Source organism: Pseudomonas sp. LBUM1664, assembly GCF_059695895.1.
This window is the reverse complement of sequence record NZ_CP166791.1, coordinates 618,033-644,362: the sequence shown is the minus strand read 5'-3', so window position 1 is coordinate 644,362 and position 26,330 is coordinate 618,033. Positions and strand designations below refer to the sequence as shown.

Sequence of the window (26,330 nt, the reverse complement as noted above, 5' to 3'; positions counted from 1 at the left end):
GCGCCTGGTGTTGCTGTCAAGCGGTTATTTTAAGAAGTTTTCAAAGTTTCCTCTGCAACTTCAACCACTTGCGCTTCTGATCTCTCATCAGCGGGAGGCGAATTCTACAGCGTTACTCGCTGCTGTCAACACCTCTTTTTCAACCCCTTCCAGGCTTCGATGAACTGAAGCGGGCCACTGTCGAAAACCGTATAACTAATTGAAACTCAAGGAGTTTTTCGTTTCGACTGCGCCGGAAGTGGGGCGAATTATAGACGTCTAGAATCTGCCGTCAACAGCTATTTTCAGCTTTATTCGGATTTCAGCGTAATACGCGCGAAAGCCTTCTTGCCGGCCTGGCACACATGGGTAGTACCCAGCTCATATATATAGGTGCGATCCACAACCTCACCATCTATACGCACACCGCCCGAACCAAGGAGGTCTCGCGCCACTGCCGCATTCTTGACCAGGCCCGCCTTATTAAGGACAGCCGCGATCGGCATATCCTCAGTAGCGGTCAGCTCGATCTCGGGCAGATCATCCGGCAGCTCGCCGTCCTTCATGCGATTACCCGCCGCACGGTGAGCATTGGCCGCAGCCTCCTCACCATGGAAACGGGCGACGATCTCTTCGGCCAATTTGATCTTGATATCCCGCGGATTGGCCCCGGCCTCAACATCCGCGCGGAACGCATTGATCTCGTCCATGGAACGGAAGCTCAACAGCTCAAAGTAACGCCACATCAGCACATCCGGAATGGAAACCAGCTTGCTGTACATAACGCCTGGCGCTTCTTGAATGCCGACGTAGTTGCCCAACGACTTGGACATTTTCTTCACGCCATCCAGACCTTCCAGCAGCGGCATGGTCAAGATGCACTGAGCCTCCTGACCGTAACTACGCTGAAGCTCACGCCCCATCAACAGGTTGAACTTCTGATCCGTACCGCCGAGCTCGACGTCCGCACGCAATGCAACCGAGTCATACCCCTGCACTAGCGGATAGAGGAACTCATGGATGGCGATTGGCTGATTGGTTTTATAGCGCTTGTCGAAGTCATCGCGCTCGAGCATACGAGCCACGGTGTATTGGGAAGTCAGGCGAATGAAATCCGCCGGCCCCATTTGATCCATCCAAGTGGAGTTGAACGCCACTTCGGTCTTGGCCGGATCAAGGATCTTGAAGACTTGAGTCTTGTAGGTCTCGGCATTATCGAGGACCTGCTCACGGGTCAGCGGCGGACGCGTCGCACTCTTCCCGCTAGGATCACCGATCATCCCGGTGAAGTCACCTATAAGGAAGATGACCTGATGCCCCAGATCTTGGAACTGACGCAGCTTATTAATAAGCACGGTATGACCCAGGTGCAGATCAGGCGCCGTCGGGTCGAAACCAGCCTTGATACGCAACGGTTGCCCACGCTTAAGCTTTTCGATCAGCTCGGACTCGACCAACAGTTCTTCTGCACCACGTTTGATCAGCGCTAGCTGCTCTTCAACCGACTTCATAACAGACCCGCAAGGCTCAGATTCAAAGGGACCCAACCATACAATATCGCGCACCAAATACAAGGTTTGCCCGGCGCACGGACACCAATCCGCAGACAGAGCGTCCGCGGACTTGCTTCGAAGATGATTTGGTTATATTTTATACAGTTATTTCATCTTCATCATGTCATTCATCTTTTCCAATTCATCTTTTCAAAAGTCAAATTACCTATGACCACAGAACCGTCTAAAGCGCCGCCGCTTTACCCAAAGACCCACCTGCTCGCCGCAAGTGGTATCGCCGCCCTTCTTAGCCTGGCGCTCCTGGTATTTCCTTCCAGCGATGTTGAAGCCAAAAAGACGACCCTGAGTCTCGAACTGGAAAGCCCTGCTGAACAACTGACACAAGATCAAGACGCTGCCGAAGCCGTTCAAGCCACAAACGAGTCGGCCGCCTCCCCCTTCGCGCAAATCGAAAAAAATAGCCCTGAAGACACCACCGAGGCCGCCCAGGTTGCGCCCCCAGTTGTAGAAGAGAAGAAAGAGAAAAAAGAGCCAGGCCACCGCGAGGTGATTGTTGCTAAAGGCGACACGCTCTCCACGCTCTTCGAAAAGGTTGGCCTGCCCGCGACTTCGGTTCATGAGATTTTGGCCAGTGATAAGCAAGCCAAACAGTTCACTCAGCTGCAGCACGGCCAGAAACTTGAATTCGAGCTCAACCCAGACGGACAGTTGACCAACCTGCACACCAAGTTGAGCGACCTTGAAAGCATCACCCTGACCAAAAACGACAAGGGTTATGTATTCAACCGTGTTACCGCCAAGCCTACCGTGCGCTCGGCGTACGTTCATGGCGTCATCAACAGCTCATTGTCGCAGTCGGCCGCACGCGCTGGTCTTTCCCATAGCCTGACGATGGACATGGCCAGCGTATTTGGCTACGACATCGACTTCGCCCAGGATATTCGTCAGGGCGACGAGTTCGATGTTATCTACGAACAGAAAGTGGTCAATGGAAAGAGCGTTGGCACCGGCCCGATTCTTTCCGCACGCTTCACCAATCGCGGCAAGACCTACACCGCGGTGCGCTACACCAATAAACAAGGTAATAGTAGCTACTACACCGCCGACGGCAACAGCATGCGCAAGGCATTCATCCGTACACCGGTTGATTTCGCTCGCATCAGCTCAAGATTCTCCGCAGGCCGCAAACACCCGATCCTGAACAAGATTCGCGCGCATAAAGGCGTCGACTATGCCGCCCCTCGTGGCACGCCAATCAAAGCCGCCGGTGACGGCAAAGTATTGCTGGCCGGACGCCGCGGTGGTTACGGCAACACCGTGATCATCCAACACGGCAACACCTACCGTACGCTGTACGGCCACATGCAGGGCTTCGCCAAAGGCGTAAAGACTGGCGGCACCGTCAAACAAGGCCAGGTGATTGGTTATATCGGTACTACCGGCCTGTCCACCGGACCGCATTTGCACTATGAGTTCCAGGTCAACGGCGTTCACGTCGATCCCCTGGGCCAGAAACTGCCGATGGCCGACCCGATCGCCAAAGCCGAGCGCGCCCGCTTCCTGGCTCAAAGCCAACCATTGATGGCTCGTATGGATCAAGAGAAAGCCACCATGCTGGCCTCGAGCAAGCGTTAAGCCATGACCCTCTATATCGGTGTGATGTCCGGAACCAGTCTGGACGGCCTGGATATCGCGCTGATCGAACTGGCTCCGGCGATCAAATTGATCGCCACGCACTACATCCCCATGCCCGACTCCCTGCGCGCCGAACTGCTCGGTCTGTGCAGCAGCGGGCCCGATGAGATCGCCCGCTCCGCCATTGCCCAGCAAAACTGGGTAACGCTGGCTGCACAGGGTGTCCATACCCTACTCGAGAAACACAATCTCAAGCCTGAAGACGTAAGGGCTATCGGCAGCCACGGTCAGACCATTCGCCACGAACCCGCTCGCGGCTTTACCGTGCAGATCGGCAACCCCGCACTGCTGAGCGAATTGACCGGCATTACCATTGTCAGTGACTTTCGCAGCCGCGATGTGGCCGCCGGCGGGCAAGGCGCTCCGCTGGTCCCGGCGTTTCACGAAGCATTGTTCGAAGAACGAGTCGGCAATCGCGCCGTGTTGAATGTCGGCGGCTTCAGCAATCTCAGCCTGATAGAGCCCGAAAAACCCGTGGCCGGTTTCGACTGTGGCCCCGGCAACGTCTTGCTCGACGCCTGGATACATCAACAACGGGGTGAGCATTTCGATCGCGACGGCCAATGGGCCGCCAGCGGGAAAGTCGCACCAGCCCTGCTCAAGGCGCTGCTTAGCGACCCCTTCTTTGTTACTCAGGGCCCGAAGAGCACGGGGCGAGAGGTGTTCAACCTGCCCTGGCTGACTCAACACCTGTCACGCCTGCCAGCGTTCGCCGCTGAAGACGTGCAAGCCACGCTGCTCGAACTGACGGCCCTGACCATCGTCGAATCACTGCAAAGTGCCCAGTCGCAGACGCAGGAGTTGCTGGTCTGCGGCGGCGGCGCGCACAACCAGACGCTCATGAAGCGCCTGGCCGATTTGCTTCCGAACGCCAAGGTCAGCAGTACCGCGGCTTACGGCGTAGACCCGGACTGGGTGGAAGCCATGGCCTTCGCCTGGCTGGCCCATTGCTGCCTTGAAGGCATTCCAGCGAATCGCCCGAGCGTTACGGGCGCCCGAGGCCTACGCGTACTCGGCGCCATCTACCCCGCCTGAACCCTATAATGCCCGGACAACAAAACGCCGCAGGGCCGTAAGGCACTGCGGCGTTTTGTTGTATGAGCAGCGATCAGATCGAGAACGAAGAACCGCAGCCACAGGTCGTGGTGGCGTTAGGATTCTTGATCACGAAACGCGACCCTTCCAGACCTTCCTGATAATCCACCTCGGCGCCCGCCAGGTACTGGAAGCTCATCGGGTCGACCACCAGACTGACACCTTCGCGCTCGACGATGGTGTCGTCTTCGGCCACTTCCTCATCGAAAGTGAAGCCGTACTGAAAACCTGAACAACCACCGCCCGTCACGAATACGCGCAGCTTCAAACGATCATTACCCTCTTCATCGACCAGGCTCTTCACCTTGTGCGCGGCACCGTGGGTGAATTGCAAAGCCGTGGGGGTGAAGGTTTCGACGCTCATGCTGACTATCTCCCGGCGCTTACGCCGCCATAATGCGTGATGGCAGGCATTATCCGCTTCTCCTAGAAAATTGGTCAACTATTTGAAGAGCAGCGGCAAGCTACAAGTTTAAAGCTGCAAGCTTGTAGCTTAAAGCTTGCAGCTTGTAACTGCAGTTAAGGCAACATCCCGGCATGGGACAGACCCAGACGCTCATCCAGCCCGAACAGGATGTTCAGGTTCTGCACGGCCTGGCCGGACGCGCCTTTGACCAGATTATCGATAACCGACAACACCACCACCAGATCGCCATCCTGCGGACGATGCACGGCAATCCGGCAAACGTTCGCACCGCGTACGCTACGGGTTTCCGGATGGCTGCCGGCTGGCATTACGTCGACGAACGGTTCGTTGGCATAACGTTTTTCGAACAACGCTTGCAGGTCCACAGAACGATCGACGACGGTTGCATAAAGGGTAGAGTGGATTCCGCGGATCATTGGGGTCAGGTGCGGCACGAAGGTCAGACCGACGTCCTTGCCCGCCGCCCGACGCAACCCCTGGCGAATTTCCGGCAGATGGCGGTGACCTTTGACCGCGTACGCTTTCATGCTCTCTGAGGTCTCGGAATACAGCGATCCGACACTGGCACCACGCCCGGCGCCACTGACACCGGACTTGCAGTCAGCGATCAAACGCGAAGCATCGGCAAGGCCGGCCTCGAGCAAGGGCAGGAACCCCAGCTGCGTTGCAGTCGGATAGCAACCCGGTACCGCAATCAGCCGTGCCTGCCTGATTTTTTCGCGATTGACTTCCGGCAGCCCGTAGACCGCTTCATCCAGCAGATCTGGCGCGCCGTGGGGCTGGCCGTACCATTTGGCCCATTCGTCGGCGTCCTGCAAGCGGAAGTCTGCCGACAGGTCGATGACCTTGGTACCCGCGGCCAGCAGCTCGCCTGCCAGGGCGTGGGCGACACCGTGAGGCGTGGCGAAGAACACCACATCGCAGGCGCCGAGGGTCTTGATGTCCGGAACGCTGAACGCCAGGCCGTCGTAGTGGCCTCGCAGGTTCGGATACATGTCGGCGACGGCGAGGCCAGCCTCGGATCGGGAGGTAATGACCACCACCTCAGCTTGCGGATGCTGTGCCAACAGACGCAGCAGTTCGACACCGGTGTAACCCGTGCCGCCGACGATACCGACCTTGACCATAAACCTGCCCTCAACGAACCCACTGGAAAGCCGTCGATGATAGGGGCCACGCGGCTCGGCGACAACCGCCAAGGTGACGTGTGGCCGCTCTAACCTCTACTATCGGGCCACCGTGAATCTGGGAATAACTAAAAATGCTCTATCTGTGGCTCAAAGCACTTCACATTGTCAGCATGGTCTGCTGGTTCGCCGGCCTGTTCTACTTGCCTCGGCTGTTTGTTTATCACGCTCAAAGCGAAGACAGCGTCAGCAAAGAACGCTTCTGCGTCATGGAGCGCAAGCTGTATCGAGGCATCATGGGCCCGGCGATGATCGCCACCCTGGTGTTCGGCATCTGGCTGCTCAGCCTCAACGCCGGCGCTTACTTCACTCAAGGCGCCTGGATGCACGCCAAGCTGACACTGGTGGTGTTACTGATCGGCTACCACCATATGTGCGGTGCCCAGGTGAAGCGCTTCGCCCGTGGCGAAAACACCCGCAGCCATGTCTTTTATCGCTGGTTCAATGAGGTGCCGGTTCTGATATTGCTGGCTATTGTAATTCTGGTCGTCGTTCGGCCGTTCTGACTTTCAATCGGCACTACTTTATCCGGGGTACTTCCAATGTCGCTGCCCGCTCTGCTTGAACAACGTTTGCGCCTGCCCGTCGTGGCGGCGCCGATGTTCCTGATTTCCAATCCACAGCTGGTACTGGCCTGCTGCCGAAACGGCATCGTCGGCAGCTTTCCGGCGTTGAACCAGCGCGAAAGCAGTGGGTTCAAGGCCTGGCTGGAAGAAATCGAAGCGGGCCTGGCGGCACTGGAAAATCCGGCACCCTACGCTGTAAACCTGATTGTTCATCACAGCAACCCGCGGCTTCAGGCCGACCTGGCCATCTGCATCGAACACAAGGTGCCGATTGTCATCACCAGCCTGGGCGCGGTGAAGGAGCTGGTAGATGCCGTTCACGGTTATGGCGGCCTGGTATTCCACGACGTGACCACGCGCCGTCATGCCGAGAAAGCCGCCGAGGCCGGAGTCGATGGCTTAATCGCCGTTGCCGCTGGCGCGGGTGGTCACGCCGGGACTTGGAGCCCATTCGCGCTGGTCGCCGAAATCCGACAGTTCTTCGATAAAACCCTGCTGCTTGCCGGATGCCTGAACCACGGTCATCAGATTCTGGCCGCACAATTACTCGGCGCGGATTTGGCCTACTTCGGGACACGCTTTATCGGCACGACCGAAAGCCATGCGCCGGACGCGTATAAAGAGATGTTGCTCACATCCAGAGCCGCAGACATCGTGCATACTCCTGCTGTGTCCGGGGTGCCGGCCAGCTTCATGCGCCAGAGCCTTGAAAACGCCGGTTTCGACCTGGCCGCCCTGCAAGGTAAAGGCGAGGTCGCTTTCGGTTCGAAACTCAAACCGTTGAACGATGAAGCCAAGGCCTGGAAAACCGTGTGGTCCGCAGGCCAGGGCGTGGGTGAAATCCATGATTTGCCCAGCGTCGATCAGTTGGTGGCTCGCCTGGATGAAGAATACCGCCAGGCGCAAGCCCGCGCGACGCAGCTTGGCGGCCAATGGCCCCGCTGAAACCAACCGAATCCAAACAGATACTTAACCTTCCAAGACAAGGATGCCTGGCATGAGCGAAACCCGTTTCAACATCGTATTCGACGGAGCCCTGATGCCAGGCGTCGATACCACCACAGCCAAACTCAACCTCGCCGAGCTATTCAAAAGCGATGTCAGCGCCATTGAACGACTGTTCAGTGGCCGTAAGGTGGCGCTTAAAAGCAACCTGTCCCAGACCGAAGCGCAGAAGTACCTCGAGGCGCTCAACAAGAGCGGGATCGATGCACGAATCGAAGCCGAGCCTTCCCTTGAGCTGAACCTCGGTGAGGTACAGGAATCGCCACAGCAATCGGGCGCACGTCACCCGGATTCAATCATCGACCCCGTCTCCCCTTACGCGCCGCCTCGGGCTGAAGTCGGTGAAGCACTTGCCGAGTACAGCACGCTCAAGCCCTTCAGCTTCGACGGACGTATCGGGCGTCTACGGTTCCTGGCCTGGACCATGGTCTTGACACTGGCCATGATGCCTGTAATCGGCGTGGCCTTTTGGTTCAGCCTGTCATGGCTCCTCGTATCCAACTCGCTGGCGGCAATGATCGTCGGCGGGCTGGTGGGGGTGGTCATCGCGCTCGGCTTTGCTTATGTAAGCATCCAGTTCAGCGTCCAGCGTCTGCATGACCTCGGCTGGTCCGGGTGGCTGTGGTTGCTCAACCTGGTGCCATTGGTGGGCAGCATCTTCCCGCTCGTGCTCATGTGTGCGCCTGGCAATACCGGTGCGAATCGCTATGGCCCGCCGCCGCCGCCCAACAGCACTGCGGTCAAGGTACTTTCGTGGCTGTGGGTCGTCTTGATCGTGCTGGTTTTCCTCGGTGCACTGGCTGGGGCTTTCAGCGGTATCGGAGAGGAACTCGAGAGCAGCTCCCTGAGCAGCTATGAAAGCAGCGAGTCCAGCGACAATGCCACCGAAGAACCCGCTGTCGAAGCAGCCGAGCCCGCCTCGCCTTCTGTAGACTATGAAGAAGAGGAACAATAAGCGCGCTTCGTGCCGGTGACAGCTCAGTCCACGGCGGCGGGCCGCTGCGATGGAGAACTGCATGACCCGTTATGCTCTGATCACTGGCGCTTCCAGTGGCATCGGCCTGGCCATGGCCGAAGCGCTGGCCCGGCGCGGCCGCGACCTGATACTGGTGGCTCGACAGCGTGATCGGCTGGAAAGTATTGCAATAGAGCTGACTCAGCGATTTGGCGTGGAGGTGCTGTTCCGGGCTTGTGATCTGGGGGAGCCCCTCAGGCTTTCAGGTTTTCTGCTGGAGCTGGAGGAAGGCGAACGACAGATCGATTTGCTGGTCAATTGCGCCGGCATCGGTACCAGCGGTCCGTTCCTGGGCCAGGACTGGATGACCGAACAGGACCTGATCGAAGTCAACATCCTCGCTCTGACACGTCTTTGTCACGCAATAGGCAACAGCATGGCACTGCATGGCGGCGGCCAGATTCTGAACGTTGCGTCGATCACCGCATTCCAGCCTGGGCCATGGATGAGTACTTATTACGCCAGCAAGGCCTATGTGCTGCACTTCTCCGAAGCCCTGCGGGTCGAACTGAAAAAATGCGCGATCAAGGTATCAGTACTTTGCCCAGGGCCAACCCGGACCGGCTTTTTCGCCAAGGCGCAAATGGATGAACAGAAACTCATCGACAGCAAATTGCTGATGAGCCCGGAGGAGGTTGCGCTGTATGCCGTGCGAGCGCTGGACAGGAACCGGGCCATCATCATTCCCGGGCGCCGCAATCGCTGGCTCGCTGCGCTGCCGCGACTTGGGCCGCGATGGCTGGTTCGCAGCATCGTCGGCATGGTCAACAAAGCCTACTGCCCACGCTGAATCCCCTGCGAAGTTAAAAGTCCGCCTCGCCAACCGAGCCTTCAGTACACTTGTGCTCGACTAGCCCAATGGAGAAACCGCTGTGGATACTCTGTTTACCAAGATCATCAACCGGGAAATCCCGGCCAAGATCATTTACGAGGATGACCAGGTTCTGGCCTTCCACGACATCGCCCCACAGGCACCCGTGCATTTCCTGGTTATTCCAAAAAAACCGATCCGCACGCTCAACGACCTGAGCGAGGAAGACAAAGGGCTGGCCGGGCATATTCTGTTGACGGCCCAGCGTCTGGCGCTTGAATTGGGTTGCGAGGAAGGTTTTCGCGTGGTGATGAACTGCAATGAACTGGGTGGGCAGACCGTCTATCACATTCATATGCATGTGCTGGGGCAGCGCCAGATGAACTGGCCGCCGGGTTGATCCCCCTGACCCAACGCAAATTTTCAGCGGCCAATTGGGTTAAACTGGCCGCCGTGATTTTCCCGGAGGTAAGCATGACTACCCAACGTCACTACTCGCCGATTGACCGTCTCCTGCTGCAAGCCGATACCGCGATGCGTACGCTATTGCCCTTCAGTGGCCAGCCGTACCGCCCATCACCGGCAATTGTGCAGCCGGACGTGCAAATGAGTGACGAGCAAACTCGCCACGTCGCAGGACTGATGCGCATTAACCACACCGGCGAAGTCTGCGCCCAGGCGCTGTATCAGGGCCAGGCGCTGACGGCGAAGCTGCCGCAGGTGCGTGAAGCGATGGAACATGCCGCCGAGGAAGAAGTAGACCATCTGGTCTGGTGCGAACAACGCATTCGCCAGCTGGGCAGTCATACCAGCGTCCTGAACCCGTTGTTCTATGGGATGTCATTCGGAATCGGCGCAGTAGCCGGGCTCATCAGCGACAAAGTCAGCCTCGGCTTCGTTGCGGCGACCGAGCATCAGGTGTGCAAGCACTTGAATGAGCACCTGGAGCAACTGCCGGCCGAAGATGAAAAGTCCCGGGCGATTCTGGAACAGATGCGCGTGGATGAAGAGCACCACGCCGAAAGTGCGCTGCAGGCCGGCGGCTTCCGTTTTCCGGCCCCGGTGAAATTCGGCATGAGCCTGCTGGCCAAGGTCATGACCAAGAGTACTTATCGGATCTGACGGTGATTGTGCGCTCGATGGCTCGTCCGCACTCCTACAGAAACTAAAAAAGGCGACTACCCGCCGGTAGTCGCCTTTTTTTGTACCCGAAACTTCAGCGCGGCATGTTGCGCGCGTAGAAGATTTCCAGCATTTCGTGTTTCACACGCTCTTCCACCTGGTCACGCTGTTCAGTAGACAGGTTGCTGGTGGCGTCGCCAAACAAGTAGTTGTCCAGCTCGAAGTCCTTGAGCAGCATTTTGGTGTGGAACAGGTTTTCCTGGTACACGTTCACGTCGGTCATCTGATACGCGTCGCGAGTGTCTTCGGAGAGGTAGTTCTGAATCGAATTGATCTCGTGGTCGATGAAGTGCTTGTGGCCTTCAACGTCGCGGGTAAACCCACGCACGCGGTAATCCACGGTCACGATGTCCGACTCGAACTGGTGAATCAGGAAGTTGAGGGCCTTGAGCGGTGAAATGACGCCACAGGTCGACACATCAATGTCCACACGGAATGTCGCGATACCGTCCACCGGATGTATTTCCGGGTAGGTATGTACCGTGATGTGGCTCTTGTCGAGGTGGGCCAGGATGATTTCGGGCAACGGGCCCGGAGACTCTTCGATCTGGCTGTCGGTCGGTGTCACCGGCTCTTCCGAGATCAGAATGGTCACGCTGGCGCCTTGGGGTTCATAGTCCTGACTGGCGATGTTCAGGATGTTGGCACCAATGATATCGACAACTTCCGTGAGGATCTGCGTGAGGCGCTTGGCGTTGTACTCTTTATTGATGTACTCGACGTAGGCCTGCTGGTCTTGCGGGGTTTCCGCATAGCAGATGTCATAGATGTTGAAGCTCAAGGTCTTTGTCAGGTTATTGAACCCATGGAGCTTGAGTTTGCTTTTCACCGTTTAAAAACTCTCTATGTATTGCGGCCCGGCCGCGTGATCAAGCATGCCCGTCAGATGCGAACGACGCACCTGCGTAGGACGGTTAACACCTCTTCGCGATGGCGATTTTGGTTGTCTGTCCAGACAGGGACCGGCCGAAAGACCGATCACTGCCCTGAAAAAAGTGGCGCATTATGCAGACGTCGGCTTCTGACCGCCAGAGCTTGCACTGCATTTGTGATGGTTGGATGTCGATTCAACCCAATTCGATGATTTCATAATCGTGGGTGATTTCAACACCGGCGGCGCCGAGCATGATCGAAGCCGAACAGTATTTTTCGGCGGACAGCTCAATCGCACGCTTGACCTGGGCTTCCTTCAGGGCACGCCCCTTCACCACGAAGTGCATGTGAATCTTGGTAAAAACTTTCGGGTCTTCGGTGGCGCGCTCCGCTTCCAGGAAGGCTTCACAACTTTCGACGGCCTGGCGGGACTTTTTAAGAATGCTGACCACGTCGAAGTTACTGCAACCGCCTACGCCCAGCAGGAGCATCTCCATCGGCCGAACACCCAGGTTCCGACCACCAGCCTCTGGCGGACCGTCCATGACGACCACATGACCGCTGCCTGATTCACCGAGGAACATGGCTTCGCCAGCCCATTGGATGCGTGCCTTCATCGCCAAGACTCCACTGTTAAAAAGGGGGGCGCCAGCTTAGCACAGCCCCTCTCATGACAGTCTCTGTCGTAGGACGCCTGATGGGGTGCATGTAGGTAAATTCTCAAATCAATTGGGAGTGCCTCTGTTAAGCTGGCGCCGACTCGCTGGCGTATGGCCAGCTATTGGCCAATGCCATCGCACCCCATAAAAATCAAACCACTACACCGCGCAGTCTTTCGGGATACAACCATGGTTGCCATTACTCCCACGTTAAAGATCAAAAACCTCGACAAACTCTTGATGCATTGTCAGCGTCGCCGCTATCCAGCCAAGCACAACATCATTTGTGCGGGCGACCGTTCCGACACGCTGTTTTTCATCATCAAGGGCTCGGTCACCATCTTGATCGAGGATGACGACGGTCGGGAGATGATCATCGCCTACCTCAATTCCGGGGATTTTTTCGGCGAACTGGGGTTGTTCGAACAGGCAGGCAAGGAACAAGCGCGCAGTGCCTGGGTACGGGCGAAGATTGAATGTGAGGTCGCGGAAATCAGCTACAGCAAATTCCGGGAACTGTCGCTGCAGGACCCGGACATTCTTTACGTACTCAGCGGACAAATCGCACAGCGCCTGCGTAACACCACCCGCAAAGTGGGCGACCTCGCCTTCTTCGACGTGACCGGTCGTGTCGCTCGCTGCCTGCTGGAGTTGTGCAAGCAACCCGATGCCATGACCCACCCGGACGGTATGCAGATCAAAGTGACCCGCCAAGAAATCGGTCGGATTGTCGGCTGCTCTCGGGAGATGGTCGGCCGCGTGCTCAAGGACCTGGAGGAACGCAACCTGGTCAATGTCAAAGGCAAGACCATGGTGGTATTCGGAACGCGCTAGGCGCCGAGCAGCGTCGTCAGCATTTTCCGATATAGCACCTCAAGCCGCTCCAGCGGCTGAGGGACCGGGAATTTTTCACGCAAGGCGATGTGGCTCTCGGCACGCACGCGCTGCTCCAGGCCACAGGCTTCATTGAAGCGATTGACCGCAGCGACCATGGACTCGCGCTCGTTCTCCAGCAACAGCGCTCCATGTACCAGGCCCACCGGGCGTTGACCGCCCTTGCTCTGGCGCCAGCGCTGAGCGGTACCGACCATTTTCCGGCCGTCGAGATTGACGTTGAATCGCCCGTCGCAGAACGCCCCCTCCACCTCTCCCAACGAAGCCACCCCGCCCAACTCATCCAGCAGTTGGCAGACGGGATCACACAACCGGCGATAGGCGGTCTCGATCCGTCCATGATCGCCTTCGCTGCGCGGTGGTGCGTAGACCAGGGCGATATTGACGGTAGCGGCTGACTGAGGCACCGGCTCCCCGCCTGTTTCGCGCAGCAGCACCGGCCAGCCGCTGGCCGCCGATACTTCACAGGCGCGCTCGAACCCCGGCAGGCGGCTCAAGCGGCGTGGCATGACCAACGCACGGTCATTGGGTTGCCAGAACAACAGGCCGAACTCAGCATCGCCCGCGCAGATACTGGCCAGCAGATCCTGTTCGGCCTGCAGGCCGGCTTCGACGGTCAGAGAAATCACTGGCGACATCGAATCAGTCCAGTGTCGAACCGCTTATCGGGAGGCCGCGCTCAGGGAAGAACAGACGTTGCAGTTCCGTACCCGGGTTTTCTGCCCGCATGAACGCTTCGCCCACCAGGAAGGAGTACACATCGCTGACTTCCATCAGCTCGACATCGGCCCGGTTGAGGATGCCGCTTTCGGTGATGACCAGGCGATCACGCGGGATGCGCGGCAACAGGTCCAGGGTGGTTTCCAGGCTGACTTCGAAGGTGTGCAAGTTGCGGTTGTTCACGCCGACCAACTTGGTATCGAGGGTCTTCAGGGCCCGCTCCAACTCTTCGCCGTCATGGACTTCCACCAGGACATCCAGGCCCACACCTTTGGCAACAGCCGCCAGCTCAGCCATTTTCACGTCGTCGAGGGCGGAAACGATCAACAGTATGCAATCAGCGCCCAATGCCCGAGCCTCGACAATCTGATACGGGTCGATCATGAAGTCCTTGCGGATCACCGGGAGCTTGCACGCCGCCCGCGCCTGCTTGAGGTAGTCGTCGGCGCCCTGGAAAAAATCGACATCGGTCAGCACCGAAAGACAGGTCGCGCCGCCCTTCTCATAGCTCTTGGCGATGTCGGCGGGGACGAAGTGTTCACGAATCACGCCCTTGCTGGGAGAAGCCTTTTTGATTTCGGCAATCACCGCCGGCTGCTTTTTCTTGGCCTGATCGATCAGCGCCTTGGCAAAACCACGGGGCGCATCCGCTGAGCGCGCGAGGTTTTCCAGCTCGGCCAGGCTGACTCGAGCACGGCGCTCGGCCACTTCCTCAGCCTTGCGAACCAGAATGTTTTCCAGAACCGTTGGCACACTCATCCTTCGTTCTCCACTTTGAATACGGCGGTAAATGCACCCAGTTCTTCGAGTTTTTCCCTGGCCAGGCCAGTGTGCAACGCATCATGGGCCAGTTCCACGCCTTGCTTGAGGCTGCTGGCGTGGTCGGCGGCGTACAACGCGGCGCCGGCATTGAGTACGATCATTTCAGCGGCCTTCTGGCCGTTTTCGGTCTTGCGACGCCCCAAGGCATCGCGGATCAGCTCCAACGACTGCGCCGGACTGTCAACCGCCAGGCCATGCAGGCTCTGGCTTTTCATGCCCAGGTCTTCAGGTTCGACCCAATACTCGCTGATCTGATCATTTTTTAATTCAGCCACAAACGTTGGCGCCGCCAGGCTGAATTCGTCCAGGCCATCTTTCGAATGGACCACCAGCACGTGCTTGCTGCCCAGCCGTTGCAGGACTTCGGCCAATGGCCGGCACAACGCCTGATTAAATACACCCACCACCTGATGTTTCACGCCGGCCGGGTTCGTAAGCGGGCCGAGCATATTGAACATCGTGCGCAGGCCCAGCTCACGACGCGGAGCGGCAGCGTGCTTCATGGCGCGGTGGTGAGTCTGGGCAAACATGAAGCCGATGCCGACGTTGTCGATGCAGCGTGCGACCTGGACCGGGGTCAGGTTCAGGTAGATGCCGGCCGCTTCCAGCAAGTCGGCGCTGCCGCTCTTGCCTGAGACCGCGCGGTTGCCGTGCTTGGCAACGGTGCAGCCGGCCGCCGCGACGACGAATGCCGAGGCGGTGGATACGTTGAAGATATTGGCCCCGTCGCCGCCGGTGCCCACCACATCCACCACGCCGTCGAGGGTCTTGAGTTCGACCTTGTCCGCCAGCTCGCGCATGACCGAGACCGCGCCGACGATTTCATCGATGCTTTCGCTCTTCATGCGCATGGCCATCATGAACGCGCCAATCTGCGCATCCGTGCATTGGCCGGTCATGATTTCGCGCATCACGTCGCTCATCTCGTCGGTGCTCAGGTCGAGATGGCCGACGATACGGCTCAGGGCTGTCTTGATATCCATGAAAAGTCCTTAGCGCGTGCCGCCGGTTTGTTTGAGGAAGTTGGCGAACAGCTCGTGACCCTGTTCGGTGAGAATAGACTCGGGATGAAATTGCACACCCTCGATATTCAGCGTCTTGTGACGCAGCCCCATGATTTCATCCACCGAACCGTCTTCGAGCTGGGTCCAGGCGGTCAGCTCCAGGCAGTCGGGCAGGGTTTCGCGCTTGACGATCAGGGAGTGGTAGCGGGTCACGGTGAGGGGACGATTCAGGCCTTCGAACACGCCCTTGTCCTCATGGAATACCGGGCTAGTTTTACCATGCATGACTTGTCGGGCACGCACGACATCGCCACCGAACGCCTGGCCGATCGACTGATGCCCCAGGCAAACGCCCAGGATCGGCAGCTTGCCGGAGAAATACTTGATGGCTTCGATGGAGATGCCTGCTTCGGTCGGGGTGCAAGGACCGGGCGAGACCACGATGCGCTCAGGTTTGAGGGCTTCGATTTCGGCGATGGTCAGTTCGTCGTTGCGCACAACCTTGACCTCTGAGCCCAGCTCGCCGAGGTACTGCACAACGTTGTAGGTAAAAGAGTCGTAGTTATCGATCATCAGCAACATGGCGTAAGCAACCTATTGAATTCACTGACTTTAAATACAGCCTTCGGAGAGTGACCCGCGCGGTGCTGCGCTTGGCAAGGTGTGTGATGCGCCAGCGAAGCGGCTTTCAAGCAGGTAAAGAAGGCAAATCGGTACAGGTCCGGCAAGGCCGGCGGAGAACGTTCAGGCGCGCCAACGCCAACGGGCGTGTGCCTTGATCATTTGATCCAGAAGTTTGCTGACAATCGACACAGGAGAAGTCTCGTTCATACGTTCCGGCACAGTAGCTTAGCTTGGCGGAGCACGCAATATGACGGGCCCGAAGGACTTGTAAACAATCGCGAGGTTCTCGGATGGTGGCATAGAGCAGGACTTTTTTGGTACTTTCGTTTCGTCTTTGTAACAACAATAAAACAAAAATACAGAAACGGACTTTCACATGATCAAACACACGCTGTTCGTACCAATTGCCGGCTGCCTGCTGGCAATGGCCTGCGCCCAGGCGAATGCCGCTCCCAACCCTTATTCGAGCTTCATCGTCTTCGGTGACAGCCTCAACGACGCCGGCCAGTTCACCGACTCGGGCGGTCCATCCGGGGCGACTGAACGCTATACCAACCGTACCGGCCCGTTCTATACCGATGGCAGTGGCGAAGTCTATTCCGCCAACTCCACCCAGTTGCTCGGCGGACGGCTGGGCTTTTCCGACGACGAAACCGCCGCCTCCACCTCGGCGGTGCGTGCCAGCGAGGGCCTGGCGGACGGCAATAACTGGGCCGTGGGCGGTTATCGTACCGACCAGATCCTCGACTCGATCACCAGCGTTTCCGACACCGGCGAGCGCAGTCGCGACGGTTACCTGGTGGCCAACGGTCTGCGCGCCGACCCCAATGCGCTGTATTACATTTCCGGCGGCGGTAACGATTTCCTTCAGGGCCTGGTACTGAACACCACACAGGCACAGGCCGCCGCGGATCGCCTGGCCGATAGCGTCCAAGTGCTGCAAACGGCCGGAGCCCGTTATGTGATGGTCTGGCTGCTGCCCGACATTGGCCTGACCCCGGCTCTCAATGGCAGCCCTTTGCAAGACGCATTTTCCCAACTCAGCGAGCAATTCAACCAGCAACTGGTCACGCGACTGCAAGGCATCGATGCTGAGATTATCCCGCTGAACATTCCGCTGTTGCTGAAGGAAAGCTTCGCCGATCCAGCACGATTCGGCCTCGCTACCGGCGAGAACCTTACCGGGACCTGCTTCAGCGGCAACGGCTGCACGGAAAACGCCACTTATGGCATCCACAGCGCGACGCCGGACCCCAGCAAACTGATCTACAACGACTCGGTCCACCCCACCGAGGCCGGACAAAAACTGATCGCCGACTACGCCTATTCCCTGCTCGCGGCCCCCTGGGAGCTGACGCTGCTGCCGGAAATGGCCCACTCGACCCTGCGCGCTCACCAGGATGAATTGCGCAGCCAATGGCAATCGGACTGGGAGAACTGGCAGGCGGTCGGTCAGTGGCGCGCTATCGTCGCGGGCGGCGGCCAGCATCTGGACGTGGACAGCCAGAGCAGTAGCGCCAGTGCCGACGGCAGCGGCTACAGCTTGAATATCGGTGGCAGCTATCGCCTCAACGAGGCTTGGCGCGTGGGCATAGCCGCCGGGCTTTACCGCCAGGACATGGAGGCCGGCCATAACGACTCGGACTACAAACTCAACAGCTACCTGGCCACCGCGTTCGCCCAGTTCCAGCAGAACCGCTGGTGGGCCGATGCGGCGCTGACCGGCGGCAAGCTTGACTACGACAATCTGGAGCGCAAGTTCGACCTGGGCGTCAACGAATCGCAGGAGAAAGGCGATACCGATGGTCACCTCTGGGCATTCAGCACGCGCGTGGGCTACGACATCGCCCAGCCGGGCAGTGAATGGCACCTGTCACCGTTTATCAGCGCCGATTACGCGAAGGTGGAGGTCGACGGGTATTCCGAAAACAGCGTCCGCTCCACGGCCCTGACCTTCAATGACCAGACCCGCGACTCGAAGCGCCTGGGCATTGGCTTGCAGGGCAAATACAACTTCACCCGTCAGACCCAGGTGTATGGCGAATATGCCCACGAACGTGAGTACGAAAACGACATCCAACAGGTGAACATCGCCCTCAACAGTTTGCCGGACAATGACTTCACGCTTGAGGGCTATACACCACCAAGCCACCTGAATCGCCTGAGCCTGGGGGTCAGCCACAAGTTGACCAATGATCTGGCGCTGCGGGGCGGTTATACATTGCGCAAGGATGATGACTTTACCCAGCAAGGGGTGAGTGTCGGGGTCAGTCTGGATTTCTGATCGCGCGCGAACCATGTGGGAGCGAGCCTGCTCGCGATGAGACCGTCATGTTCGACAAATGTATCGACTGACAGTCCGCTATCGCGAGCAGGCTCGCTCCCACAGCTGATCGGGTTCTACCTGAAGGAATGCGGGCTTCAGTCGCTTGTGGTCTGCTCGGCCAACGCCACGGCGCGGAACATCGCTCGGCGCTTGTTCAGGGTTTCTTCCCATTCCAGCGCCGGCACCGAGTCGGCGACGATGCCGCCGCCGGCCTGCACGTGCAGTTCACCGTTCTTGATCACGGCGGTGCGGATGGCAATGGCCGTGTCCATGTTGCCGTTCCAGGCGAAATAGCCCACGGCCCCGCCATACACACCACGCTTGACCGGCTCCAGTTCGTCGATGATTTCCATCGCGCGGATTTTCGGCGCGCCGGACAAAGTGCCCGCCGGCAGGATCGCCCGCAGGGCGTCCATCGCCGTCAGCCCGGCCTTCAGCTGGCCCGTGACGTTGGAGACAATGTGCATCACGTTGGAATAGCGTTCGATGACCATCTTCTCGGTGAGCTTCACCGAACCGATTTCCGAAACCCGCCCGGTGTCGTTGCGCCCCAGGTCGATCAGCATCAGGTGCTCGGCGATTTCCTTGTCATCCGACAGCAGGTCCTCTTCCAGCGCCCGGTCGGCCTCCTCCGTGGCGCCACGAGGCCGAGTGCCCGCGATGGGCCGCACGGTGATCAGGTTGTCTTCGACCCGCACCAGCACTTCTGGCGAACTGCCGACGACATGGAAGTCGCCGAAGTTGAAGAAGTACATGTAAGGCGTCGGGTTGAAGCAGCGCAGCGCCCGGTACAGATCGATGGGCGCGGCCTTGAAGTCGATGGACATCCGTTGCGACGGCACCACTTGCATGCAGTCGCCAGCCAGGATGTATTCCTTGATGGTATCGACCGCTCTTTCGTAATCGTCCTGGGTGAAACTGGAACGGAACACCGGGTCGGCCGCCGACTGCTTGCTGAAGTCCAGGCCCGGACGCGGAGTGATCGGCTGACGGAGTTTCTCCAACAGCGCCTGCAGGCTTTTCTGACCTTGCTCGTAGGCATCTTCCGAAGACGGATCGGCCAAGACGATGGCGTGCATCTTACCGGCAAGGTTGTCGAAGACGACGACTGCGTCGGACACCATCAGCAAAATGTCTGGCACACCCAGCGGATCAGGATTCGGGCAGGTGCCCAGGCGTTTTTCCACGTAGCGCACGCAGTCATAGCCGAAATACCCCACCAGGCCACCATTGAAACGCGGCAGGCCGGGAATGATCGGCACGTTGTAGCGGGCCTTGAAGGTTTCGACAAAGGCCAGCGGATCTTCAACGTCCAGGCTTTCGATCTCGACGCCGTCATGGGTCACGCTGATGCGATGGTCGTGGACCCGCAGCACCGTGCGGCATGGCAAACCGATAATGGAATAACGGCCCCATTTCTCTCCGCCCTGCACCGATTCGAGCAGGTAGGAGTTGGGCTGGTCGGCCAGCTTGAGGTAGATCGAAAGCGGAGTATCGAAATCGGCCAGGGTTTCGCAGGCAAGTGGGATGCGGTTGTAGCCGGCAGCGGCTAGACGCAGGAATTCTTCGCGGATCATGGGGTGCCTCGTGGCAAGAGAAGCTGACAGTCAGGTATGCAAACGCGCCGGATAACCGGCCAGGATCACGTCAGGCGCGCCAACGCCAGCGGGCCAGGGCCTTGATGACTTTCATCCAGAGTTTGCGAGTGACCACCACGATGGCGTTTCCAGAAGAGGATTGAACAGCGTCGGGCAACGTTATCTCAGCGGCCGGGTCCAGGCAACCGGGAATTAACAGACGCAAATCGTCGATCACCAGCGAGGGGAATTCTTCGGCGATCGGCCGGCCATGGTTGTAGCCGTAACTCAACCCCACGCACTTGACACCCGCCGCTTTCGCCGCCAGCACATCGCTGCGCGAGTCGCCGACGAACAGCGATTGGGAGGCGGGGATGTTGGCCATTTTCATCACGAAAAACAGCGCGGCCGGGTCGGGCTTTCTCTGCGCCAAGGTGTCACCGCCGATGATCCAGCGGAAATACCGACCGATTTTCATCTGATCCAGCAGCGGCGCGACGAAGCGCTCCGGCTTGTTGGTGATCAGCGCCATTTCCACGCCCTGCTTGTGCAGCCATTTGAGGGTGGAGTGCACGCCGGGGTAAACCACCGTCAGCTCATGATTACCCTCGTAGGCTTCGTTGAACAGTTCCAGCGCCCGCTCGGCCTCGGCCTCATCGACACCCTGGGCATCGATGTGGTTGGCCAGGGCTCGGCGCACCAGCATGGGCGCCCCGTTGCCGACCCACTGACGCACCGAGTCGAAGCCGGCAGGCGGGCGCCCGAGCTCGAGCAGCATGTTGTCCACGGCCACGGCGAGGTCTGGAACCGAATCGACCAGCGTGCCATCGAGGTCGAACATCACCAGACGCGGCAGGCTGCCGGGAAACAGCTGCTCGAAGCCGCTCATGGGCGTGCCAGAGCCAGTTCACTACGCATTTTTTCAATCACCTCTTTGTAGTCGGGTGCATTGAAGATTGCCGAGCCTGCGACAAAGGTATCGGCACCGGCCGCGGCGATTTCACGAATGTTGCTCACGTTCACGCCGCCGTCGATTTCCAGGCGGATGTCACGCCCCGAAGCATCGATCAGCGCACGGGCTTCGCGCAGCTTGTCGAGGGTGCCGGGGATGAACTTCTGCCCGCCGAAACCTGGGTTGACGCTCATCAGCAGGATCATGTCGACCTTGTCCATCACGTACTTGAGCACGTCCAGCGGCGTGGCCGGGTTGAACACCAGGCCGGCCTTGCAACCACCTTCGCGGATCAACTGCAGGGAACGGTCAACGTGCAGCGTCGCTTCGGGGTGGAAGGTGATGTAGGTGGCACCGGCCTCGATAAAGTCGCCAACGATGCGATCCACCGGGCTGACCATCAGGTGCGCGTCGATTGGCGCGGTGACGCCGTATTTGCGCAGCGCCGAGCAGACCATCGGGCCGATGGTCAGGTTGGGCACGTAGTGATTGTCCATGACATCGAAGTGCACGATGTCGGCCCCGGCGGCCAGCACGTTGTCCACTTCCTCGCCCAGGCGGGCGAAGTCGGCAGAGAGAATCGACGGAGCAATAGCGAAGGACTGCATGACGCACCTTTTTTGAGCGAAATCACGATGGCGCGCATTGTATACCTCCCAATTTGGCGCGCCCACCGTGACAGACGATCAATACGCTGCGCGGTAGATCTTCTCGATATCGCCGGGGCTCAGTTTGCGCGGGTTGTTGCGCATCAGCCGCTCGATCCCCGCGGCTTCCACCGCCATGGAAGGGATCACGTCCTCGGTCACGCCAAAGCTGCTCAGGCCTTGGGGAATTTCCATGGCGGCACAGAAGGCGGTCATGGCCTCCACGGCTTCGTCGGCGGCTTCGAGATCGCTCAGGTGCGCGGTCTTTATACCCATGGCTTCGGCGATGTCGCGCATGCGCTCCACGCAGGCCATCTTGTTCCACGCCATGACATACGGCAGCAACAAGGCGTTGGCGACGCCATGGGAGACGTGAAAACGCCCGCCCAGCGGATAGGCCAGCGCATGCACCGCCCCGACCCCGGCATTGCCGAACGCCATGCCGGCCATCAGGCTGGCGGTGGCCATGTCCTCGCGGGCTTGTAAGTGAGCGGGGTTGGCGTAGGCCTTGGGCAATGCACGAGTGATCAGTTTGATGGCACCGATGGCCAGGGCATCGGTGATCGGCGAGGCATTGAGCGACAGGTAGGCCTCGATGGCGTGCGCCAGCGCATCGACGCCACTGGCAGCCGTTACCTTGCGCGGACAGGTGAGGGTCATCTGCGGGCTGACCAGCGCCACATCCGGCAATAAATAATCGCTGACGATGCCTTTTTTCAGCTGCGCGGCCTTGTCGGAGAGGATTGCCACGTTGGTGACTTCCGAGCCGGTACCGGCCGTGGTGGGGATGGCAATCAATGGCGGGCCTTTGCGCGGCACCTGGTCGACGCCGAACAGGTCTTGCAGTTCGCCGTGATAACCGGCGTAGGCCGCCACGCTCTTGGCGATGTCGATGGCACTGCCGCCGCCCAGGCCAATCAGGCCATCATGGCCGCCATCGCGATAAGCCTGCATGCAGTCTTCGACGATGGCGATTTCCGGGTCCGGCATGACTCGGTCGAAAATCTCGTAGTCGCGCCCGCCCAGGTGTTGCAGGGCCAGCTCCACGGTGCCGGACTTGACCAGCGCAGCGTCGGTCACGATCAACGGGTTGTCGACGTCCAGCCGCGTCAACTCGTCCGCCAGTTGCTCGATGGCACCGGCGCCGGTGATCAGTTTGTGGGCGATCTTGAATGAAGAAAGACTCATGTGCGCGGCCTCTTATTCTAGAGTGGGCTGGCACAAGAATAGCTCGGTATTTAAGGTTGTCTTCTATTCAGGACATGAATGCGATCAGTACCCTGTGGGAGCGAGCCTGCTCACGATTGACGGTGTGTCAGCCGATGAAGATATCGAATGTCCCACCGTCAATCGCGAGCAGGCTCGCTCCCACACTGGATCGGCGAAAAGGCTTTAAACCTGCGTGGTCCGCAGTTTTTCGCTACGCCCACGCAGCCATTCCAGGGTCAGCAACAGAATCACCGAGAAGGCGATCAGCAGCGTTGCCGCAGCGGCGATGGTGGGGCTGAGGTTTTCGCGGATGCCGCTGAACATCTGCCTTGGCAGCGTCGCCTGCTCGGGGCCGGCCAGGAACAGGGTCACCACCACCTCATCGAACGAGGTCGCGAAGGCGAACAGCGCGCCGGAGATCACGCCCGGGGCGATCAACGGCAGGGTCACCCGACGAAATGCCGTCAGCGGCGACGCGCCAAGACTGGCGGCGGCTCGAACCAGGTTGTGGTTGAAACCCTGCAAGGTCGCCGACACCGTGATGATGACGAACGGCACGCCGAGCACCGCATGTACCACAATCAACGAAAAGAAGCTGTTACCCAGCCCCAGCGGCGCGAAGAACAGGTAACTGGCCACCCCGATGATCACCACCGGCACCACCATGGGCGAAATCACCAGGGCCATCACCAACGCCTTGCCCGGGAAGTCGCCACGGGTCAGGCCAATCGCCGCCAGCGTGCCGAAGACCATCGCCAGAAACGTCGCCGCTGGGGCCACGATGATGCTGTTTTTCAGCGCCCGCATCCATTCGGCCGAGGCAAAGAAATCGTGGTACCACTGCAGGGAAAAGCCTTGCAGCGGGTACACCAGGAAGCTGCCGGAATTGAACGACAGCGGAATGATCACCAGCACCGGCAGGATCAGGAACAACAGGACCAGGCCGCAAAGTGTACGCAAGCAGTAGAACCACACCCGTTCGACGGGGGACATGTAAGGACTCAGCATTTCAATCTCCCCTTAGCTCAGGCGCAGGCGACTGGCGCCCACCAGCCAGCTGTAAATCAGATAAAGCACGATGGTCGCCAGCAACAGCAGCCCGCCGAGCGCCGTGGCCATGCCCCAGTTGATGCTGGTGTTGGTGTAGAACGCGACGAAGTAGCTGACCATCTGATCGTTCGGGCTGCCCAGCAATGCCGGGGTGATGTAGTAGCCGATGGCAAGAATGAACACCAGCAGGCAACCAGCGCCGACGCCGGCATAGGTCTGCGGGAAGTACACCCGCCAGAAACTGGCGAACGGATGGCAGCCCAGGGAAATCGCCGCACGCATGTACGTTGGCGAGATGCCCTTCATCACGCTGTAGATCGGCAGAATCATGAACGGCAGCAGGATGTGGACCATGGAGATGTAGACACCGGTGCGGTTGAACACCAGCTCCAGGGGTTTATCGATGATGCCCATGGCCATCAGGCCGCTGTTGATCAGCCCGCCCGACTGCAGCAGCACGATCCACGCCGCCACCCGCACCAGGATCGAAGTCCAGAACGGCAGCAGCACCAGGATCATCAGCAGGTTGCTCTGGCGCGATGGCAGGTTCGCCAGCAGGTAGGCCAACGGATAGGCCAGCACCAGGCAGATCGCGGTGATCACCAGGCCCATCCAGAAAGTACGGGCAAAAATGTCGAGGTAGATCGCCTGGTCGGGGGTGGCCGGTGCCAGTTCACCGAGGTCATCGATGCGGTGATCGACGGCCGCCAGCAGGTAATACGGCGTGACGTCACTGGTGTTGCGGCGGATCACCTGCCAGTACGCAGGGTCGCCCCAGCGCTCGTCGAGGTTTTCCAGCGCCTCTTTATAAGAAGCCGGCTCGGTGGCGAACGGCAGCGCACGAGCGGTCTTGGTCAGCAGGCTGCGATAGCCGGCCAGTTCCATGTTCAGGCGCTTGGACAAGTCGCCCAGGGTCTGATTCTTGCGGGCTTCGGCCAGGTCTTCAGTGGCAGCCTTGTACACCGGCTCGCCAGGCAACCCACGCCCGTCCCATGCAGCGACCGCAGCCACGGTGCGCGGCATGGCGCCGACCACTTCCGGGTTACCAACGCTTTTGAACAGCAGCGCCACGATCGGTACCAGGAACACCAGCAACAGAAACAGCACCAGCGGCGCGATCAAGGCTTGGGCCTTCCAGCGGTTGACCCGCTCGGCGCGCTTGAGCCGCTGCTTCAGGGTGGGGCTGGTGCCCGCGTTCAGTGGAACGGCGATGGCCATGGCGAACTCCGCAAATCTTTTTGATCGTTACAGAGACGGCGGGCCGCCTCTGTTCTTTTGAAACACCCTAACTGTGGAAGCTGATTCCCCTGGGGGAGCAAAGCTTGCTCGCGATGGTGCGACACATTCAATATTGATGTGTCTGACAGACCACTATCGCGAGCAGGCTCGCTCCCACTTGGATCTCGTCCAGCTTCAGACCGTCGAGTTACTTCGCAGCCCAGGAGTTAAACCGCTGCTCCAGTTGCTCACCGTTGTCAGCCCAGAAGCTGACGTCGATCTGCACCTGGTTGGCGATGTTTTCCGGGGTGGTAGGCATGTCTTTCAGGACATCCTTGGCCAGCAACGGTACTGCCTGGGTGTTGGCCGGGCCGTAGGCGATGTTTTCGGAGTAGGTCTTCTGCTGCTGCGGTGCCACCGAGAAGGCGATGAATTTCTTCGCAGCTTCGGCGCGAGCCTTGTCCAGACCGCGTGGAATAGCCCAAGCGTCGAAGTCGTAGATGCCGCCGTTCCACACCACTTTCAGGTTGCTTTCTTTCTGTACCGCGGCGATCCGACCGTTGTAGGCCGAGCTCATGACCACGTCACCGGAAGCCAGGTACTGCGGCGGCTGGGCGCCGGCTTCCCACCACTGGATGCTCGGCTTGAGTTCATCGAGCTTCTTGAACGCGCGATCCTGGCCATCCTTGCCGGCCAGTACCTTGTAGACGTCCTTGGGCGCTACGCCGTCGGCCATCAAGGCGAATTCCAGGGTGTACTTGGCGCCTTTGCGAAGGCCTCGCTTGCCCGGGAATTTCTTGGTGTCCCAGAAATCCGCCCAACTGGTCGGCGCGGTTTTCAGTTTGTCAGCGTTGTAGGCCAGCACGGTCGACCACACGAAGAAACCCACGCCGCAAGGCTGGATGGCGCCCTTGACGTAGTCATCGGCTTTGCCGAACAGCGCCGGATCCAGTTGCTCGAACATGTCTTCGTCGCAACCACGGGACAATTCCGGGGACTCGACTTCTACCAGGTCCCACGAGACGCTCTTGGTATCGACCATGGCCTTGACCTTGGCCATTTCGCCGTTGTACTCGCCGGCGACGATCTTGCCGTTGCCGGCCGTTTCCCACGGTGCGTAAAAGGCTTTGACCTGAGCCGCCTTGTTCGCCCCGCCGAAAGACACCACGGTCAGGTCCGGACCCGCCGCCATCGCGCTTGCCGCACCCATCATGCCCAGTGTCAGGGCTGTAAACTTCAGGGATCTCAACATTTATTGTTCTCTCCACGTGCAGGGTTG

At 59.2% G+C, this 26,330-nt stretch carries 26 protein-coding genes; 10 read left to right on the top strand and 16 right to left on the bottom strand.

The features are described 5' to 3' along the window. Positions 1 to 290: 290 nt before the first annotated feature. Complete coding sequence (gene tyrS, locus ACA047_RS02975; protein ID WP_497356592.1) at positions 291 to 1,490, bottom strand: tyrosine--tRNA ligase; 1,200 nt, start codon at positions 1,488 to 1,490, stop codon at positions 291 to 293. Between the two features lie 210 nt (positions 1,491 to 1,700). Between tyrS and ACA047_RS02970 the strand changes: the two genes are divergently transcribed. Together ACA047_RS02970 and ACA047_RS02965 are read left to right on the top strand one after the other, a co-directional pair. Further along, complete coding sequence (locus tag ACA047_RS02970) at positions 1,701 to 3,128, top strand: peptidoglycan DD-metalloendopeptidase family protein (RefSeq protein WP_497360208.1); 1,428 nt, start codon at positions 1,701 to 1,703, stop codon at positions 3,126 to 3,128. Between the two features lie 3 nt (positions 3,129 to 3,131). Then, the gene (locus ACA047_RS02965) at positions 3,132 to 4,223 is read left to right on the top strand and encodes an anhydro-N-acetylmuramic acid kinase (RefSeq protein WP_497356590.1); all 1,092 of its coding nucleotides are present in this window, start codon (positions 3,132 to 3,134) and stop codon (positions 4,221 to 4,223) included. Positions 4,224 to 4,296: 73 nt separating this feature from the next. On the opposite strand, the gene erpA is transcribed toward ACA047_RS02965, so the two are convergent. Both erpA and argC read right to left on the bottom strand, forming a co-directional pair. After that, complete coding sequence (gene erpA, locus ACA047_RS02960) at positions 4,297 to 4,647, bottom strand: iron-sulfur cluster insertion protein ErpA (RefSeq protein ID WP_003177727.1); 351 nt, start codon at positions 4,645 to 4,647, stop codon at positions 4,297 to 4,299. A gap of 155 nt (positions 4,648 to 4,802) precedes the next feature. Then, positions 4,803 to 5,837: an N-acetyl-gamma-glutamyl-phosphate reductase gene (gene argC, locus ACA047_RS02955; protein WP_497356588.1), complete on the bottom strand. Its 1,035-nt coding sequence runs from the start codon at positions 5,835 to 5,837 to the stop codon at positions 4,803 to 4,805. Positions 5,838 to 5,971: 134 nt separating this feature from the next. Between argC and hemJ the strand changes: the two genes are divergently transcribed. The 6 genes from hemJ to coq7 all read left to right on the top strand — a co-directional run bounded on the left by hemJ (position 5,972) and on the right by coq7 (position 10,416). Beyond that, a complete protein-coding gene (hemJ, locus tag ACA047_RS02950; protein ID WP_497356586.1) occupies positions 5,972 to 6,403 on the top strand; it encodes a protoporphyrinogen oxidase HemJ in 432 nt (143 codons plus the stop codon). Positions 6,404 to 6,439: 36 nt separating this feature from the next. Beyond that, positions 6,440 to 7,408, top strand: a complete 969-nt coding sequence (locus ACA047_RS02945; RefSeq protein WP_497356584.1) for an NAD(P)H-dependent flavin oxidoreductase — start codon at positions 6,440 to 6,442, stop codon at positions 7,406 to 7,408. A 52-nt stretch (positions 7,409 to 7,460) separates the two neighbouring features. After that, entirely contained in the window at positions 7,461 to 8,423 is a 963-nt protein-coding gene (locus ACA047_RS02940) for a DUF805 domain-containing protein (protein WP_497356582.1), read from the top strand. A gap of 61 nt (positions 8,424 to 8,484) precedes the next feature. Beyond that, a complete protein-coding gene (locus ACA047_RS02935) occupies positions 8,485 to 9,273 on the top strand; it encodes an SDR family NAD(P)-dependent oxidoreductase (RefSeq protein WP_497356580.1) in 789 nt (262 codons plus the stop codon). Between the two features lie 82 nt (positions 9,274 to 9,355). Continuing rightward, complete coding sequence (locus ACA047_RS02930; protein WP_497356578.1) at positions 9,356 to 9,694, top strand: histidine triad nucleotide-binding protein; 339 nt, start codon at positions 9,356 to 9,358, stop codon at positions 9,692 to 9,694. 74 nt (positions 9,695 to 9,768) lie between these two features. Next, positions 9,769 to 10,416 carry a 2-polyprenyl-3-methyl-6-methoxy-1,4-benzoquinone monooxygenase gene (gene coq7, locus ACA047_RS02925; RefSeq protein ID WP_497356576.1) on the top strand — a complete coding sequence of 216 codons (648 nt, stop codon included), beginning with the start codon at positions 9,769 to 9,771 and terminating at the stop codon, positions 10,414 to 10,416. 94 nt (positions 10,417 to 10,510) lie between these two features. On the opposite strand, the gene speD is transcribed toward coq7, so the two are convergent. Next, positions 10,511 to 11,305, bottom strand: a complete 795-nt coding sequence (gene speD / locus ACA047_RS02920; RefSeq protein WP_135847443.1) for an adenosylmethionine decarboxylase — start codon at positions 11,303 to 11,305, stop codon at positions 10,511 to 10,513. A 238-nt stretch (positions 11,306 to 11,543) separates the two neighbouring features. Further along, positions 11,544 to 11,966: an OsmC family protein gene (locus ACA047_RS02915; protein WP_003206127.1), complete on the bottom strand. Its 423-nt coding sequence runs from the start codon at positions 11,964 to 11,966 to the stop codon at positions 11,544 to 11,546. A gap of 231 nt (positions 11,967 to 12,197) precedes the next feature. On the opposite strand from ACA047_RS02915, the gene crp reads away from it, so the two are divergent. Continuing rightward, positions 12,198 to 12,842 carry a cAMP-activated global transcriptional regulator CRP gene (gene crp, locus ACA047_RS02910; RefSeq protein ID WP_497356574.1) on the top strand — a complete coding sequence of 215 codons (645 nt, stop codon included), beginning with the start codon at positions 12,198 to 12,200 and terminating at the stop codon, positions 12,840 to 12,842. Here crp and ACA047_RS02905 read toward each other — a convergent pair. Genes ACA047_RS02905 through ACA047_RS02890 form a run of 4 tightly spaced genes read right to left on the bottom strand, consistent with a single transcriptional unit; the run spans position 12,839 to position 16,030 of the window. Then, positions 12,839 to 13,540: a lipoate--protein ligase family protein gene (locus tag ACA047_RS02905; protein WP_497356572.1), complete on the bottom strand. Its 702-nt coding sequence runs from the start codon at positions 13,538 to 13,540 to the stop codon at positions 12,839 to 12,841. The two genes, crp and ACA047_RS02905, sit on opposite strands and share 4 nt — an antisense overlap. Positions 13,541 to 13,544: 4 nt before the next feature. Further along, the gene (gene trpC / locus ACA047_RS02900; protein ID WP_497356570.1) at positions 13,545 to 14,381 is read right to left on the bottom strand and encodes an indole-3-glycerol phosphate synthase TrpC; all 837 of its coding nucleotides are present in this window, start codon (positions 14,379 to 14,381) and stop codon (positions 13,545 to 13,547) included. Next, the gene (gene trpD / locus ACA047_RS02895; protein WP_497356568.1) at positions 14,378 to 15,427 is read right to left on the bottom strand and encodes an anthranilate phosphoribosyltransferase; all 1,050 of its coding nucleotides are present in this window, start codon (positions 15,425 to 15,427) and stop codon (positions 14,378 to 14,380) included. The genes trpC and trpD overlap by 4 nt, the downstream gene beginning before the upstream one ends. A gap of 9 nt (positions 15,428 to 15,436) precedes the next feature. Further along, the gene (locus tag ACA047_RS02890) at positions 15,437 to 16,030 is read right to left on the bottom strand and encodes an aminodeoxychorismate/anthranilate synthase component II (RefSeq protein ID WP_497356566.1); all 594 of its coding nucleotides are present in this window, start codon (positions 16,028 to 16,030) and stop codon (positions 15,437 to 15,439) included. Between the two features lie 418 nt (positions 16,031 to 16,448). Here ACA047_RS02890 and estP point away from each other — a divergent pair, with 418 nt between their 5' ends. Further along, on the top strand, positions 16,449 to 18,356 hold the full coding sequence (estP, locus tag ACA047_RS02885) for an esterase EstP (RefSeq protein WP_497356564.1): 1,908 nt from the start codon (positions 16,449 to 16,451) through the stop codon (positions 18,354 to 18,356). Positions 18,357 to 18,493: 137 nt separating this feature from the next. Here estP and trpE read toward each other — a convergent pair whose 3' ends face one another. From trpE to ACA047_RS02850, 7 genes are all read right to left on the bottom strand, one after another. Next, positions 18,494 to 19,975, bottom strand: a complete 1,482-nt coding sequence (gene trpE, locus ACA047_RS02880) for an anthranilate synthase component I (RefSeq protein ID WP_497356562.1) — start codon at positions 19,973 to 19,975, stop codon at positions 18,494 to 18,496. 70 nt (positions 19,976 to 20,045) lie between these two features. Then, a complete protein-coding gene (locus ACA047_RS02875) occupies positions 20,046 to 20,864 on the bottom strand; it encodes a phosphoglycolate phosphatase (protein WP_497356560.1) in 819 nt (272 codons plus the stop codon). Next, positions 20,861 to 21,535, bottom strand: coding sequence for a ribulose-phosphate 3-epimerase (rpe, locus tag ACA047_RS02870; protein ID WP_497356558.1), 675 nt, complete (start codon positions 21,533 to 21,535; stop codon positions 20,861 to 20,863). Before rpe ends, ACA047_RS02875 begins: the two co-directional genes overlap by 4 nt. A gap of 78 nt (positions 21,536 to 21,613) precedes the next feature. After that, positions 21,614 to 22,762 (bottom strand): iron-containing alcohol dehydrogenase, encoded by a 1,149-nt coding sequence (locus ACA047_RS02865; RefSeq protein WP_497356556.1) that lies wholly within the window; start codon positions 22,760 to 22,762, stop codon positions 21,614 to 21,616. Between the two features lie 204 nt (positions 22,763 to 22,966). Then, complete coding sequence (locus ACA047_RS02860) at positions 22,967 to 23,791, bottom strand: ABC transporter permease (RefSeq protein WP_497356554.1); 825 nt, start codon at positions 23,789 to 23,791, stop codon at positions 22,967 to 22,969. A 12-nt stretch (positions 23,792 to 23,803) separates the two neighbouring features. After that, entirely contained in the window at positions 23,804 to 25,051 is a 1,248-nt protein-coding gene (locus ACA047_RS02855; protein ID WP_497356552.1) for an ABC transporter permease, read from the bottom strand. 208 nt (positions 25,052 to 25,259) lie between these two features. Then, positions 25,260 to 26,303, bottom strand: a complete 1,044-nt coding sequence (locus ACA047_RS02850) for an ABC transporter substrate-binding protein (protein WP_497356550.1) — start codon at positions 26,301 to 26,303, stop codon at positions 25,260 to 25,262. Positions 26,304 to 26,330: the final 27 nt, after the last annotated feature.